Origin of the sequence: Nonomuraea sp. NPDC048882 (assembly GCF_040649755.1) — a bacterium.
Classification (GTDB): domain Bacteria; phylum Actinomycetota; class Actinomycetes; order Streptosporangiales; family Streptosporangiaceae; genus Nonomuraea; species Nonomuraea maheshkhaliensis.
Window position 1 is genome coordinate 425,999 of record NZ_JBEZGB010000001.1, and the last position, 15,093, is coordinate 441,091.

The 15,093-nt window shown below is 73.4% G+C and carries 10 protein-coding genes; 4 read left to right on the forward strand and 6 right to left on the reverse strand.

Annotated elements, in window-relative coordinates:
• Nucleotides 1–53 precede the first annotated feature (53 nt).
• Nucleotides 54–509 (reverse strand): hypothetical protein, encoded by a 456-nt coding sequence (locus AB0C27_RS01815; RefSeq protein WP_357836265.1) that lies wholly within the window; start codon nt 507–509, stop codon nt 54–56.
• Between AB0C27_RS01815 and AB0C27_RS01820 the strand changes: the two genes are divergently transcribed.
• A complete protein-coding gene (locus AB0C27_RS01820; RefSeq protein WP_357836268.1) occupies nt 489–839 on the forward strand; it encodes a carbamoyltransferase C-terminal domain-containing protein in 351 nt (116 codons plus the stop codon). The genes AB0C27_RS01815 and AB0C27_RS01820 overlap by 21 nt on opposite strands.
• A gap of 13 nt (nt 840–852) precedes the next feature.
• Here AB0C27_RS01820 and AB0C27_RS01825 read toward each other — a convergent pair whose 3' ends face one another.
• The 3 genes from AB0C27_RS01825 to AB0C27_RS01835 all read right to left on the reverse strand — a co-directional run bounded on the left by AB0C27_RS01825 (nt 853) and on the right by AB0C27_RS01835 (nt 4,098).
• Complete coding sequence (locus AB0C27_RS01825) at nt 853–1,215, reverse strand: hypothetical protein (RefSeq protein ID WP_357836271.1); 363 nt, start codon at nt 1,213–1,215, stop codon at nt 853–855.
• Nucleotides 1,216–1,259: 44 nt separating this feature from the next.
• Nucleotides 1,260–1,925 (reverse strand): hypothetical protein, encoded by a 666-nt coding sequence (locus tag AB0C27_RS01830; RefSeq protein ID WP_357836274.1) that lies wholly within the window; start codon nt 1,923–1,925, stop codon nt 1,260–1,262.
• A 154-nt stretch (nt 1,926–2,079) separates the two neighbouring features.
• Nucleotides 2,080–4,098 carry a beta-L-arabinofuranosidase domain-containing protein gene (locus AB0C27_RS01835; protein ID WP_357836277.1) on the reverse strand — a complete coding sequence of 673 codons (2,019 nt, stop codon included), beginning with the start codon at nt 4,096–4,098 and terminating at the stop codon, nt 2,080–2,082.
• Nucleotides 4,099–4,238: 140 nt separating this feature from the next.
• On the opposite strand from AB0C27_RS01835, the gene AB0C27_RS01840 reads away from it, so the two are divergent.
• The 3 genes from AB0C27_RS01840 to AB0C27_RS01850 are packed head-to-tail and all read left to right on the forward strand — an operon-like array spanning nt 4,239 to nt 10,083.
• The gene (locus AB0C27_RS01840) at nt 4,239–5,945 is read left to right on the forward strand and encodes a hypothetical protein (RefSeq protein ID WP_357836280.1); all 1,707 of its coding nucleotides are present in this window, start codon (nt 4,239–4,241) and stop codon (nt 5,943–5,945) included.
• Nucleotides 5,942–8,884 (forward strand): family 78 glycoside hydrolase catalytic domain, encoded by a 2,943-nt coding sequence (locus tag AB0C27_RS01845; protein ID WP_357836283.1) that lies wholly within the window; start codon nt 5,942–5,944, stop codon nt 8,882–8,884. Before AB0C27_RS01840 ends, AB0C27_RS01845 begins: the two co-directional genes overlap by 4 nt.
• Complete coding sequence (locus AB0C27_RS01850) at nt 8,872–10,083, forward strand: GDSL-type esterase/lipase family protein (protein WP_357836286.1); 1,212 nt, start codon at nt 8,872–8,874, stop codon at nt 10,081–10,083. The genes AB0C27_RS01845 and AB0C27_RS01850 overlap by 13 nt, the downstream gene beginning before the upstream one ends.
• A gap of 82 nt (nt 10,084–10,165) precedes the next feature.
• On the opposite strand, the gene AB0C27_RS01855 is transcribed toward AB0C27_RS01850, so the two are convergent.
• Nucleotides 10,166–11,821, reverse strand: coding sequence for an acyltransferase (locus AB0C27_RS01855; RefSeq protein WP_357836289.1), 1,656 nt, complete (start codon nt 11,819–11,821; stop codon nt 10,166–10,168).
• Nucleotides 11,822–11,962: 141 nt separating this feature from the next.
• Complete coding sequence (locus tag AB0C27_RS01860; RefSeq protein ID WP_357836292.1) at nt 11,963–15,001, reverse strand: glycoside hydrolase family 2 TIM barrel-domain containing protein; 3,039 nt, start codon at nt 14,999–15,001, stop codon at nt 11,963–11,965.
• Nucleotides 15,002–15,093: the final 92 nt, after the last annotated feature.

The following is a 15,093-nucleotide window of genomic DNA, read 5'->3' on the forward strand; positions in this document are numbered from 1 at the left end:
CGGGATCGACCGGCGAGCCGGCCTTACCGCCGGCGTCGGCGGCGGCGCCGGCGTCAGCAGCCGAGGATCCGGCCCATCGCCTCGTGCCGGGACGCGTCGGTCAGCGTGTAGCGGGCCGCGGCGTTGGCGAAGCGGCGGACGAGTTCGTGCAGGCGGTAGCGGCCGGGCGCGGACTGCTCGATCAGGTGCACGTCGAAGAGACCTTCGAGCAGCCGCTCGGCCCAGTCCACGCCGACGTCGGCCAGCGCCGCGGCCATGCAGGCGTCGACGCTCGTCGGGGGCAGCAGGCTCAGCAGCCGTAGCAGGTGCCGTTCGTCCGGGGTCAGCCGCTCGTACGAGAGCGTGAGCGCGTCCGCGACGCTGCGGTCACCGGTGACGAACTCCTCCAGCCCCGGCCAGCTCTCGCGCAGCCGCCGGGCCAGGTAGCCGATCGACCAGGCCCGCCTGCCGCGCAGCCGGCTGCCGACGATGCGGACGGCCAGCGGCAGATGTCCGCAGCTCTTGACCACCTCGGCGACCTCGGGCACTACATGCTCGGCGCGACCCACGTCCGCGACGGCGTACGCCCCCTGATGCCGGCGACCGTGCACGTGGACGGCACCGCGCGCCCGCAGTACGTCCGCCGCGACCGGACGCCGCGCTACTACGACGTGATCGAGTCCTTCCGCGACATGACCGGCACGCCGGCCGTGCTCAACACGTCCTTCAACCTGGCCGGCGAGCCCATCGTGTGCTCCCCGGAGGACGCCCTGTCCACGTTCATGCGCAGCGGGCTGGACGTTCTCGTCCTCGGTGATCACGTGCTGGAGCGCACCGGCCAGGAGAGCGCGGCCGGCTGAGCGGCGGGACGGGTCAGTTGCGGTACTTGCAGAGGATGTGCGACTTGCCCTTGAACAGGACCCACTTGCAGGTGCTGAACGCCGGGCTGAGCCGCCGGTGCGTCATCGTGGTGTGCCCGGAGCTCCCCTTCGAGCTGTACGTCGCGTCCGAGACGTTCGAGTCGGTGTAGAGGTACACGTCCATCCCCCTTCCGGCCTCGACCGAGCCTCCCGTGATCGACAGGTAGGACGCGCTGCCGCATTCCACGTTGTTGCCGATCTCGCGGTTGCAGTACGTGATGAGGGCGGCGTGCGCGGTCCCGGTCGTGGTGGCGAACAGCGGGACCGACAGCAGGACGGCCAGAACGAGCGGCAGCGGCCTCTTGCGGAGTGACATGGCCTGACTCCTCGTGCTCCTCGTGCTCCTCGTCTCTGAAGGGCTCATCGCGCCACGGTGGGCGACAGGTCGGAGAGGGTGAAGGTTCCGCTCGTACCGGCGACGCTCCGAGGGCCGGCGGCGACCAGGACATAGGGGATGTACTGCAGCGCCTGGGCCTCGCCCATCCGGTCGCCGAGCTCCTGGAACAGCCGTACGGCCTTCGTGCAGCACGCCTCGGCCAGGTCGAAGCGGCGCCGCATGAAGTGCACCCCGGTCAGCGAGGCCAGCAGCGCGGCCTCGCCGCGCTTGTTCCCCGCCGCCTCGGTCAGGGCGAGCGCGGGGCCGTAGGCGTTCTCCCAGCGATCGAGCGAGCGCCTGGCCTGGAACAGGGTCTCGGTGCCGAGAGCCAGCTCCCAGCAGATCTCGTCCAGGCCGAGGTCCGCGGCCTGCCCGATGGCGGCCAGCAGCGCCGGGCCCTCCGCCGCCAGCAGGGACAGCGGATCGGCCGACGCGGGATCAGCGCCAGCAGCGCCGAACGCCCGGATCAACGCCTCTTCGCGCCGTTCCGGCGTCTCCTCCGCCTCCACGCACTCTCGTGCGTACGCCCGGATCAGGTCGTGGAAGCGGTAACGCGCCGGTGGCTCGAACGCCGTCACGACGTCGAGAAGATTGACGTCCACCAGCTCGTCGAGGAGCTCCTGGGCCCGGTGCGTCTCGACGTCGAGCACCGCGGCGGCCGTCCACGCCGGGAAGTCCGGCGCCTCCAGCAGCCCGAGCAGCCGGAACAGGCGCCGGGCAGGGAGCGCGTCGGCCCGGCGGCCGGCCGGCCCTCGTGATGCGTCACCGCGGTAGACGGCAGCTTACGTGCCGGGGGCCGGGGCGTCAGTGCATCGGGGCCCAGATCGTCATGGGGCCGGCGCCCCTGTTGGCCCAGGTGTGGTACGGCACGAAGGTGAGCTCGACCGGGCCCGCGTGCTCCGGCTCACGGGGGGCGGTGGCGGTGCGGTAGGGGAAGCCGCCGTCCTCCTCGCGGTGCGCGTGGGCCCGGCCGCGCGCGAGGACCGGCACCACCTCGGCGGGCAGGCCGGGCAGCGGGCTGCCGTCCCTCAGGTCGGGCCCCGCCAGGCACAGGTCGTCCACGATGACGCCCGGGTGGTCCACCTGCTCCAGGCAGTAGACGAGCGGGCCGCGCTCGACCGCGACCTGCCCCCGGGCCACGTCCAGCCGGGGCACGGCGGCGGTCAGGCGGGGGCGGACGGCGAGGTCCAGGCTGACGCGGTCACCGGGCCGCCAGGCCCGGCGGACGCGGTGATACCCACCGGGCCCGCCCTCACCACCGCCCGCCCCTGCGCCCGCCTCGCCACGCCCGCCCGTCATGCCAGGTCCATCCACGAACGTCCGAGCGTTCGCGCCGGTCGTGGCGGTCGTCGCGGTCGTGGGGAGCGCTGTGGGGTTCGCGGGTTCGCCGTCCACGCCGGCCGTCCCGTCGGCCCACGCCGGGATGCGCAGCGCGAGGGTCCACGGCAGGTCCGGCGTCTCCCTGACCACGATTTCGACCCGGCCGTCCCACGGGTAGTCCGTCTCCACCTCCAGCAGGACGTCCCCCGCCCGGATGGTCCCGTTCGCGTACAGGTGCAGCTGGACGCCCTCGTCGTCCCGGGTGGCCAGGTAGTGGCCGAGCGAGGAGAGCAGGCGCATGACGTTGGGCGGGCAGCAGGCGGTGCCGTACCAGTCCTGGCGGCCCCGGGCGGCGGCGCGCCGGTCGTCGGGGTTGGCGCCGGCGCGCACCCGCAGCGCGTTGACGTAGAAGAAGCGGTCGCCGGCGAGGGAGATGCCCGGCAGCACGGCGTTGTGCAGGGTGCGTTCCATGAGGTCGGCGTACCGGGCGGCCCCGGTGGCCAGGAGCATGCGCCAGGACCACTGGACGCTGCCGATGGCGGCGCAGGTCTCGCAGTAGGCGGTCTCGGGGGCCAGCTCGTGGGGGCCGCCGAACTGCTCGCCGTACCAGACGGAGCCGAGCCCGCCGGTCAGGTACGTCCTGGTCGCCACCATGTCGAGCCACTGCCGTTCCAGCGCGTCCAGCAGGCCGCGGTCGGAGGTCTCGGCGGCGACGTCGGCCGCGCCGGCGGCGAGGTACATGGCGCGGACGGCGTGCCCCTCGACGGCGGTGGCCGCGCGCAGCGGGACGCGGTCCTGCCGGATGCCGGGCCCGTGGTGGCCCTTGAGCGGGAGCCGTTCGTGGCCGCGTCCGGTGATCATGCGGGCGGCCAGGTCGAGGTACGGCCGGACGCCGGTCTCCCGGTACAGCTCGGCCAGGCCCGTCTCCACCTCGGGATGCCCGTCGAGCGCGGCGCCCGGCAGGTCCTTGACGAGGTGGTCGGCGAAGCGGGCGGCCACGCCGAGCAGCGTGGCGTCGCCGGTGGCACGGCGACCGGCGACGGCGGCCTGCATGAGGTGGCCGGCGCAGTAGAGCTCGTGGCTGGAGGCCAGGTCGGAGTAGGGCGGGCGGCCGGTGAGCTGGGTGTGGGTGTGCAGGTAGCCGTCGGGCCGCTGGGCGGCGGCGACGATCCGCACCGCCTCGTCGTACGACCTGGCCAGGCTCTCGTCCTCGGCCCTGCCGCGCTCCCAGGCCACGGCCTCCAGCCACTTGTAGACGTCGGAGTCGGCGAAGACCTTGCCTCGGTGCTCCCCTCCCGCGCCGCCGGTCCGTTCGAGGGCTGCCAGCTCCAGGTTGGTGAAGGCGCCCGACTCGCGGATCCGTTCGCCGCCCAGCGGGATCGTCACCTCGCGGTTGACCCGCTGCCGCGCGCCCCAGAAGCCGCCCTCGACGCGCCCGCCCGAGGCGGGCCGCAACGTCACCGCCGCGTCAGGGCGCGGCCGCACCACCGCATCATCGCTCATGTCAGCCATCCTGCCTCAGCCTTCACATATCCAACAAGATACGAATATCTATGCACACCTTGACGTCACGCCGGACGCGAAGGAGTCTGAATGAGACATCTATGCACACATGAATATTTATGTGCGACGAAGGGATGGCGATGTCCGAGATCCCCGACACGGTGCTGCTCGAAGAGCGGGCCGCGCTGGCGATGAACGCGGTGACCGGATTGCCGGACGACGACATGGGCGGCATACCGTACTTCAGCGCCGACCTGCTCGCCCGTCCTGCGGTGCTGCGGCACGGCGACTGGGACTGGGGCTCCAGCCACGGCCGGCTGCTCGACGCCTGCGTCCTGGCCAGGCAGATGACCGGCCAGGAGACCTGGCGCGAGGCCGAGGAGGGCTTCCGGCGGCGGCTGATCGGCTTCTTCGGCGACGACGGGCTGAGCTACCGGCTGGCCCGGCCCGAGGTGGGGTGGGCGGCCAACGCCAACCTGATCGACCAGCGGGCCGTGTTGCTCGCGCTGACCACCTGGTTCGTCTCCGACGGCGACCCCGAGGCGCGCAAGCTGGCCGACCGGCACGTGGCCGCGCTCAAGCGGATCGCGATCAAGGAGCGGGACGTGTGGTTCTACCCCGCCTCCGAGTACACGCCGGCCGGCTGGCCCTCGCCCAACGCGATCGCGCTGCACCTCGCCCCAGACCCCGCCTCGTTCAGCGGGCGGCTGATCATGCCGCTGCTCCGCTACCACCAGGCCACGGGCAACGAGGACGCGCTGGAGCTGTGCGGCTGGTTCGCCCGGCTCATCGTGTACAAGAGCGGCATCTATGGGGAGAACGGGAGTTTCAACGCGGCGCGCGCCTACCGCAGCGGCCACTTTCACACCCGGCTGGGCACGCTCGAAGGACTCGCCAGGTACGCCGCCCACACCGGCGACCACGAGCTGACCGCGTTCGTGCGCCGCGCCTACGACTGGGCACTCGGCCAGGCCACGGCGTTCGGCTGGACGCCCGGCGACCTGGCCGACCAGCGTTACGAGCACGAGAGCTGCTCCCTGGTCGACCTCATCGGCACCGGCACCACGCTGGCCCGCTCGGGCCACACCGCGTACTGGGGGGTGGTGGAGCGGTTCCTGCGCAACCACCTCGTGGAGTCGCAGCTGCTCGACCTCAGCTGGGTGGAATCCGCCCAGGACACGTCCGGCGACGAGCCCGGCTGGACGACACATGTACGGGTGGGCGAGCGCGTGCTCGGCGCCTTCGCCGGCTACGGCGCGCCCAACGACTACGTCTGCGACGTCGAGCTGGGCCGCGGGCACACCGCCGACGTGCAGGCGTGCTGCGTCGGCTCCGGCGTGCGCGGCCTGTTCTGGGGCTGGAACTCGATCGTCACCGCCGACGACCGGGTGACCCGCGTCAACCTGCTCCTCACCCGCGCCACCCGGAGCGTCACCGTGCTCAGCCACCTCCCCCACGAGGGCCGGGTGGACCTCGACGTGCACGAGGACCTGCCCGAGCTGCGGCTGCGAATGCCCGATTGGGCCGGGTACGCCAAGGTCCGCGTCTCCCGCCCGTCCGGCGACCACGACGGCGCGGAGGCAGGGGTGTGGGCCCCCGACGGCTACCTGTCGATCCCCGCGCCGCGCCGGGGTGAACGCGTCACGGTCACCTTCCCCGTGCCGGAGACGACGAGCACCGAGGTCGCGGCGGAGCGCGAGTACCAGGTGCGCTGGCGCGGCGACGACGTGATCGGCATCAGCCCGGAGGGGACGGCCCGGCCGATGTACAGCGGGCGCAAGGTCCATCCGACCGCGCCACGGCGCGACTACGCCCTGGCCCGGCCGGAGCGGGAGTGGGCCTGGTGAGCGGCTGGAACCTGGCGGACGTCCCGTCCGCGGAGACGCTGACCCCGTACGCGCTGCGCTGCGAGCACCTCGACACCCCGCAAGGGATCGGCGTGCCCGTGCCCAGGCTGAGCTGGCGGCTCGCCTCCGACCGGCGCGGCGACACGCAGGCCGCCTTCCGCGTGACTGTCCGCGGCGGCCCAGCCGACGGCCCGGCTGGCGGCGCTGCCTGGGACAGCGGGTGGATCGACGGCCAGGACGTGAGCGTGGACTACGGCGGCGCGCCGCTGACGTCGTTCGCCCGGTATGCCTGGCGGGTCGAGGTGCGGGCCGCCGACGGCACGACGCGGGCGGCGGAGTCGTGGTTCGGGACCGGCGTCCTGCACGCCGACGAGTGGGCCGCAGCCTGGATCGGGCACGACCCCGAGACCGAGCCGCCCTTCGAGCCGCCCACGGACGACCGCGAGCCGCGTACCGTCCGCACGTCGCACCTGCCCGCGCCGCGCCACTTCCGGCGCGAGATCCGCCTGCGCCCGGCCACCGCGATCAGGATCGCCTGCACCGCGCGCGGCCTGTACGAGCTGCGCGTCAACGGCCACCGCGTCGGCGACGGCGAGCTGACCCCCGGCTGGACCGAGTACCGGCGGCGCATCCCCTACCAGGTGTACGACGTCACCGAACTGGTAGGGAACGCCGCCCTGGCCGGCGGGGGCGGCCCGCTGTGCGTCGGGGCGGTGCTCGCGGACGGCTGGTGGTCGGGCAGCCTGGGCTGGGACGGCCGGCAGCAGGCCCAGCGGTACGGGCGGCATCCGCAGCTGCTGGTCCAGCTCGTGGCCGAGCACGCGGACGGCTCCCGTACCGTGATCGGCACCGACGGGAGCTGGCGCGAGACGACCGGGCCGCTGCGCTACGCCGACCTGCTCATGGGCGAGTGGTACGACGCCCGGCTGGAGCACGACGGCTGGGACCTGCCGGGCTTCGACGACTCCTCCTGGGCGCCCGCCCGCGTGGCGGACACCGACCTCTCCGTCCTGGTGCCGTCGGCCGCCGAGCCCGTCCGGGTGACGCAGGACCTCGTGCCCGTCGAGACCGTCGTGAAGGACGGCCGCACCATCGTCGACCTCGGCCAGAACATCGCCGGCCGGGTCCGCCTGACGCTGCGCGGCGCGGCATCCGGCACCCGCGTCACGCTCAGGCACGGGGAGGCCCTGACCGCCGGCGGCGACCTCTACACCGACAACCTGCGCTCGGCCGAGGCCACGGATCATTATGTGGCGGCGGGGCGGGCGGAGGAGACGTTCGAACCGCGCTTCACGGTGCACGGCTTCCGTTACGTCGAACTCACGACCCATCTGCCCGGCGACCGTACGGACGGGCGCACCGCCGGCAGCGCCGGTGATGTCGAGGTGACCGGCGGCCGCGCGGGCGAGATCGAGGTAACCGGGCGGGCGATGCACTCGGACACACCGGTGGCGGGCGATTTCACCTGCTCCGACCCCACCGTGAACCAGCTCATGAGCAACATCCGCTGGAGCCAGCGCGACAACTTCGTCTCCGTGCCGACCGACTGCCCGCAACGCGACGAGCGCCTAGGCTGGACCGCGGACGCGCAGGTGTTCCTGCCCACGGCCTGCTACAACGCCGACGTGGCCGCGTTCTTCACCGGCTGGCTGGCCGACCTGCGCTGCGCCCAGGACGCCGTGGGCGGCGCGGTGCCCGACGTGGTGCCGCACGTCATGACCGAGCGGCACGGCACCCCCGGCTGGGGCGACGCCGCGACGGTCGTGCCGTGGCACCTCTACCGCGTGTACGGGGACGAGCGCGTGCTGCGCGACAGCCTGCCCAGCATGCGCCGCTGGGTGGACCACGTCGAACGGCACAACCCCGGCCTCGTCTGGCGCCACCGGGTCGGCAGCCATTACGGCGACTGGCTGCAGGCCGGGGTGCGGACCTCCCGCGACGTGATGGCCACCGCGTACTTCGCGCTGAGCGCCGACCTGACCGCCAGGGCGGCGCACGTACTCGGGGACCTCGACACCCACTCCCACTACGCGGGGCTGCGCGCCCGCATCGGGGAGGCGTTCGCGCGGGAGTTCGTCTCGCCGGACGGGCGGATCACCGGCGACACGCAGACCGGCTACCTGCTGGCGCTCGCGCACGACCTGGTGCCCGCCGGCCTCGTGCCGGCCGCCGTCGGGCACCTGGTGGCCGACCTGGAACGGCGCGGGCGGCGGCTGACCACCGGCTTCGCCGGCGTGGGCCTGCTCGGGCCGGTGCTGTCGGCGCACGGGCACGCCGACCTGGCGTACGCGCTGCTGCACGACGACCGGTACCCGTCGTGGGGGTACTCCATCAAGCGCGGCGCCACCACCATCTGGGAGCGGTGGGACGGCTGGACGGAGGAGGCGGGCTTCGGGCCCGTCGCCATGAACTCCTTCAATCACTACGCGCTCGGCTCGGTCGGGGCGTGGCTGTACGGCGGGGTGGCCGGGCTCGGGCAGCGGGACGACTCGGCCGGTTTCCGCCGCCCGATCGTCCGTCCGCTGGTCGGGGGGCTGCTGCGGTGGGCGTCCGCCGAGTACGAGACCCCGCTGGGGCGGCTCGGCAGCCGGTGGGAGGTGGACGGGGACACGCTCCGCCTGGAGGTCCGCGTCCCACCCGGCGCCCTGGCCACCGTCCACGTCCCCACCACCGACCCGGCCTCGGTCCGCTCATCGGGCCGCCCGGTGACAGGGGTGCTCACCGACCTGGCGTCGAGCCACCCGGTGACCGGCGTACCCACCGACCTGACGACGGGCCGCCCGGTGACCGGGGCACCCACCGACCTGACGTCGAGCCGCCTGGCACCCGCGACCGATCCGGCGTCGGCACAACCGTCCGACCCACCAACCACCGGGCGGGCGCTGGTGTGCGAGGCGGGCTCAGGCCTCCACTCCTTCACCGCGACGTGGCGCCCCTGACCGGCGGCGGCCGCCCGGTGACCACCTGGGCGGCCGCCGCCGAACGCCTCCCCGGCTCACTGCACGACCTGACCGTACGGAACGTGGTGCGCACGACGGTGGGCGGCACGGGCCTCCGGGTCCGGCTGACCAACGCGTTCGGGGACCGGGAGGTGACGTTCGGCCACGTGTACCTGGGCGTGGGGCGGGCGGGGGCGGCGCTGGTGCCGGGTTCCAGCCGGCGGCTGACCTTCGGGGGCCGGGCCGAGGTGCGGCTGGCCCCGGGGGCGACGGTGCTCAGCGACCCGCTGCCCGGCCCCGTGCCTGCCCGGCAGCGGCTCGCCGTCAGCCTCTACCTGCGGGGCGACAGCGGCGTCCTGACCGGCCGCAACCGTGCCACGGCCCCGGCGTACGGACAGCAGGCCGCCTTTTCACCCGTGTACCGATCGACGCCCGGCGACCACGCGGCCGACGAGGACGGCGGCGCGTACACGGAGGAGGCGGCGGTCTGGCACTGGCTGGACGCGCTGATCGTCGTCGCGCCCGAGCCGGTGTCCGCCGTGGCCGTCCTCGGCGACTCGCTCACCACCGGGGTGGGCTCAGAAACCGGCCACGGCTGGACCGACCTCCTGGCCTGGGGCACCGAACTCACGCCCGGCCCCGGGCCCTGGGCAGACAACGGGCTCACCGCCGCCGGCTGGCTCGCGATCGGCAGCGGGATCGCGGTCGTCAACGAGGGCGTGTCGGGTGGGAAGGTGCTGGCGGCGGGCACCGGCCGTGCGGCCGAGGATCGGCTCACCGCCGAGGTGCTGACCAAGCCGGGCATCGACGTCGTGATCCTGGCGGCGGGCGTCAACGACCTCGGGGCGGGGGCGCGGGCCGAGGACCTCATCGCCGCCTACCGCCGCATCGTCACTGCCGCGCACGCCGCCGGGGTGCGCGTGATCGGCGCCACCATCACCCCGTTCACCGGTGCGGTCTTCCACAGTCCCGATGTGGAACGGGCCCGTCAGGAGGTGAACGCCTTCATCCGCGAGGCCGACGCGTTCGACGGGCTGATCGACTTCGACGCGGCCCTGCGCGACCCCGCCGACCCGGCCCGCCTCCTGCCCCGCCACGACAGCGGCGACCACCTGCACCCGAGCATCGCCGGCCATCAGGCGATGGCCGGCGCAGTGGACCTAGACTCACTCCGCCCGAACCACCCGCCCACGCCATGACCCCGCACCGGTAGCCGACACGACCGGTCAGACCAGGAGACGGATCACCGCTTCCAAACCGCCTGGACAGGCCACCCACCGCTCAGACCGGGAGGTGGATGGCCGGTTCTGGGCGGTGGACCCCGCGGGGCCGGTAGCCGAGGGTGTCGGAGAGGCCGAGGTAGTCGGACAGGAGCCAGATGATGGCCAGCCACATCTCCGTGCCCTGGAGCCCAGGCGTGCGGGTCTCGCCCGGCCCCACGGTCAGGGCGAAGCTGAGTCCGGCCCCGTCCTGCCAGCCTCCGAGCGCGCGGCCGAGCTGCTCCCTGGCCCACGCCTCGCCTTCGGCGCGCCTGTGCCGGGTCTGGCGGGCGGTCAGCCAGAGCGGGTGGATGACGTCGAGCACATTGCAGGCGTTGCCGGTGCCCGGGCCGAAGTAGCGGGGGTCACGGGACTGGGCGAGCACCGTGTCAACGGCCCGTTCCGGGTACGGCAGCGGCAGCCCGAACTGGGCGAACGTCCCCCTCGTCAACCGGTAGAAGCCGTTGACCACCTGCAGCCAGCCGGCGTCCCCGTCCGGTTCGCCCCACATTCCGTGGGCCTGGCGGCAGCGGGTCAGCAGCCAGCCGTACAGGGTCTCCAGGTTCGGGCCGCGTACCCCGAAATCGGAGAGGTTGCGATAGAGCCCGGTCCCGAACGCGTCCACCCACGACCCGGCCGTCCAGGCGTTACGCGCCCAGTCGAGCCCGTCGAGGGTGGCGAGCAGCTCCCCGGGGGCGAGGTCCGAGACCGCCGCGATCGGGTGCTCGAAGCCGGTGCCGAGCAGGTCGAGCGCGTACCCGACGGACAGGACGTGGTAGGCGGTGATGCCCTCCAGCTCGGGCCGCCCGGCGTCGGCCGCCTCGGGTGAGCCGGGTGCGCCTATCTCGGGGACCAGGCCCGTCGCCGGGTCCTGGCGGTCGCGCAGGAAGGCGACGATCTCCTCACGGGCCGGGGTCGGCGGCGGACCGCCGAGCAGCAGGTCGGCGATCTCGACGGCGTCGGCCCAGGCCCGCACGGTCGGCCGGGCCCCGGGACGGTCGACATATCGTTCGCCGGTCCAGCAGCGGGCGAGCACCTCCCCCGCCTGCTCCCGCGCCCGCTCGGCGAACGCACCCAGCCGCCCCTCCAGCCCGCCCCCTGAGGTGGTGGACGGGCGGGGGTGGCGGCGGTCGCGGAGGGGGCGGGCCGGGTTGCCGGCCATCATGGCCCAGGCGGGGACGTCCTTGGTGACGACGGAGCCCGCGCCGATGACGGCGTGGTCGCCGATCGTCACCCCGTCGAGCACGACGACGTTCGAGCCGATCCACACGTCGTCCCCGACGCGGATGCCCCGGCTGGTGATGGGCTGGCGGAAGACGGGCTGGTCGGGGGCGGTGGAGTGGTTGAAGCCCAGCAGGGACGTGTGCGCCCCGATCCGTACGGCATCCCCCAGCGACACCTTCCCCCGCACCACCGCGTACGGGTTGACCGTGCAGTCCGACCCCATGGAGACGTCGTCGGTGACGTAGGCGTGGGCGGCGATGTAGCAGAAGTCGCCCATCCGCAGCCGGTCGGTGTGCACGGCGGCCAGCGGCGAGATGAACACCTTCCCCGCCGCGTCGAGCCCGATCACCTCGCGGAGGCCGGCCAGGTGGGCCTCCTGGGCGCGGCGGTCCTCCTCGGTCGCGTGGTCCCAGAACAGCCACGGGCGGAAGTCGAACTTGGACGGTCCTGTCATGGGGTCGGCGTCCTCTCGGTACGGGGTCGGCGTCAGCGACCAGGTGCGGCGTCGGGTCTGGGTGGTCTCAGTGTCATCGGCCGGCTTCGGCATCGGGTCCGGGCGGTCTCGGCGTCAGCGACCAGGTCCGTGCGGGGATGGTCAGTGCAGGGTCAGGGTCATGGACCAGGTGTAGCGGCGGACGGCCAGCCGGTAGCGTTCGGGCAGCGCGGGGCCGCACGACGCGCTGCCGATGCCCTGCTGACCATGATCCAGGTTGAGCCACACGCGCCCCGAGTCGCTCAGGTCGTGCGGGCGGCGGGCGGCCTGCAGTGCCTCGCTCGTCCAGCGGCGGGCGGTGAAGTCGAGCTGCGGCTCGCCGTCCACGCGCAGGGTGGGCAGGCCCGCGCCCGACAGCTCCAGCCAGCGGGTCTCGACGTGGTTGCCGTTCTCCTGGGGCACGACGTACGGGGTCTGCAGGGCGTCGATCGACCGGGCGTGCCGGCCGACGCGGGCGGCGGCACGGCTGTCGGCGTACGACTCCCCCGGGCCCCGGCCGAACCAGGTGACCTCGCTGTAGCCGCCGGGCAGCGCGAACCTGGCGCCCATCCGGGGCGGGTCGACGTCGAGGTGGCCGTAGGCGGTGTCGTGCCAGTCGCCCACGGGGTCGGCCTCGATCAGCAGGTGCAGCCCGCCGTCGCGCAGCCGGTAGGTGAACGTGGTGCGGAAGCCGAGGGTACGGGTGGCGGGGCCGCTGCGTCCCCTGACGACGATCGTGCCGTCGTCGGGGCGTTCGACGGCGGCGCACCGGTGCAGGAACCGGTCCAGGCCCACCGCCTCCCAGTCGGCGGCCAGGGCGTTCCTGGGGCCCTGGCCCCGGTCGTTCTCGGTGGGGGCCCGCCACACGTCGAACACCGGCCCGTCCAGCTCCAGCTCACCGATGCGGATCAGGCGTCCGGTCCGGCCGTCGAAGGCCGCCGGTCCGAGCCGCAGCACCTCTCCCCCACCCGCCCGGCCGGCCATCTCGCCGTCCTGCCCGCACCGAGTCCCGGCACCCGGCTCGCCGGCCGATCCCATGTCCGGCCCGATCGCCGGAGTGGTGCCCGGCTCGATGATCGGGGCGGGAGGGGGCGGGGGTGGGGCGGGCTGGTCGAGGCGGGTCTGGCCCCAGGCGATCACGTGGCCGGCCGGAGCCCAGCGGGTGTCGTCGGCCAGCACCGCCTCCACGGTCAGCCACGTCTCACCGTCCACCGCCGCACGCGACAGACCGCCCGACGCGGCGATGGCCGCGTGTGGCAGGGGGAGGCGGGTTTCCGAGCGGGCCGGGCAGTCGGGGACGGTCAGGACGCCCGAGGCGATCCGCACCCCGTCCCGCTCGACACACCACCGGAAGCCGAGATGCGCGAGCGACAGGAAGTCGTACTTGTTCAGCACCACGACCTCCCCACCCTCCACCGTGATCCGCACCGGCTCGATCGCCTTGCGCAGCTCGGCCAGCCCGGGCGACGGCGTCCGGTCGGGGAACAGCAGCCCATCAAGACAGAAGCGCTCCCCGTTCGGCTGATGGTCGATGTCCCCGCCGTGCCGGTAGTACCGCCGCCCCAGCGCGTCGCGCCCGGCCAGCCCGTGATCGATCCACTCCCACACGAACGCCCCGCAGAACCGCTCGTACGACTCCAGAATCGCCTGGTAGTCGGCAAGCGACCCGGGCCCGTTCCCCATGGCGTGGGCGTACTCGCACAGCAGGAACGGCAGCCCCCGCCGGCGCACGTCCTCCGGCGAGTCAGGCTCGATCCCCGAGGGGGGCTCCTCCGCCCGTCGCCCGATACGTTCAAGATCGTCCAGGGACGGGTACATGAGGCTGTGGAAGTCGGAGTGCCGGTAGCTGGGGTCGCGCTCGTAGTGCAGCGGCCGGGTGGGGTCGCGGTGGCGGATGTAGTCCTCGATGTCGCCGAAGGCGGAGCCGGCGCCGCTCTCGTTCCCGAGCGACCAGATGACCACGCTCGGGTGGTTCTTGTCGCGTTCGACCATGCGCCGGGCACGGTCGAGCAGCGCCTCACGCCACATGGGCTCGGCGGGTGGGTTGCCCTCCCAGCCGGCGTAGATGAAGCCGTGCGTCTCGATGTCGCATTCGTCGACCACCCACAGCCCGTACTCGTCGCACAGACGCAGGAACTCGGGGTGCGGCGGGTAGTGGGCGGTGCGGACGGCGTTGACGTTGTGCCGCTTCATCAGCTCGATGTCGCGGATCATGGTGGCGCGGTCGAGGGAGCGGCCGCGGTCGGGGTCGTGCTCGTGCCGGTTGACGCCGCGGAACAGCACGGGGGCGCCGTTGACGAGGAGCCGTCCGCCGTCGATCTCGACGGTGCGAAAGCCGATGGCCAGCTCGATCGTCTCGCCGGCCGCCGTGAGCGTGCCGCGGTAGAGGCGGGGGTGTTCGGCGCTCCACGGCTCCACCCGGGGGATGGTGACCTGCTCGCCGGTGGCGGCGGCGACGCCGAGTTCGGGGACCTCCACGTGGCCGGGAGCGTCGGCGGTGACGAGGAGGGTGCCGGCGCCGTCGTGGTAGGAGGCGCGTACGGTGAAGTCGTCGATGCCGCCCTCCGGCCGGGACAGCAGTTCCACGTCGCGGAAGATGCCCGGCAGCCACCACATGTCCTGATCCTCCAGGTAGCTGCCGGAAGACCAGCGCTGCACGCGTACGGCGAGCTGGTTGTCCCGGGGTTTTACCAGCCCGGTGACGTCGAACTCGAACGGCAGCCTGCTGCCCTTGGAGTGCCCGAGCAGCTCGCCGTTGAGCCAGACGGTGCCGCAGGAGTCGACCCCCTGGAAGCGCAGCACGCTGCGCCCGGCGGGCCAGCCGGGCGGCAGGTCGAAGCGGAGGCGATGGTCGCCGGTGGGGTTCTCGTCCGGCAGGTACGGCGGATCGATGGGGAACGGGTACGCCGTGTTGGTGTAGATGGGCCGGTCGTGGCCCTCCAGCACCCAGTGGGCGGGCACCCGGATCGTGTCCCAGCCGCTGTCGTCGAGGTCCGGGTCGGGCAGCGAGGGGCCGGTCCCTTCGGCGGTGCCGGAGAGCCGGAAGCGCCAGCGGCCGTTGAGCGAGAGCCGGGGCGCGTCGGAGACGAAGTCCGAGCGGGCCGGCCGTCGTCCGGAGCCGGGCACCGGGTCCTCGTGGAAGGGCAGAGGGGAATCGGCCATCCGAACGGGTCCTCCCGAGTGAGACAAAACGTTTTAACCCTATAAGGCCGCCCCGCACGACACCAGATCTCACAGGCATTGACATACGCTCG

Coding starts and splice junctions, on each gene's coding strand:
- AB0C27_RS01825 (WP_357836271.1), bottom strand. CDS start 1,215: ATGTCACTCCGCAAGAGGCCGCTGCCGCTCGTTCTGGCCGTCCTGCTG.
- AB0C27_RS01820 (WP_357836268.1), top strand. CDS start 489: ATGTCCGCAGCTCTTGACCACCTCGGCGACCTCGGGCACTACATGCTC.
- AB0C27_RS01855 (WP_357836289.1), bottom strand. CDS start 11,821: ATGACAGGACCGTCCAAGTTCGACTTCCGCCCGTGGCTGTTCTGGGAC.
- AB0C27_RS01860 (WP_357836292.1), bottom strand. CDS start 15,001: ATGGCCGATTCCCCTCTGCCCTTCCACGAGGACCCGGTGCCCGGCTCC.
- AB0C27_RS01840 (WP_357836280.1), top strand. CDS start 4,239: ATGTCCGAGATCCCCGACACGGTGCTGCTCGAAGAGCGGGCCGCGCTG.
- AB0C27_RS01835 (WP_357836277.1), bottom strand. CDS start 4,098: ATGAGCGATGATGCGGTGGTGCGGCCGCGCCCTGACGCGGCGGTGACG.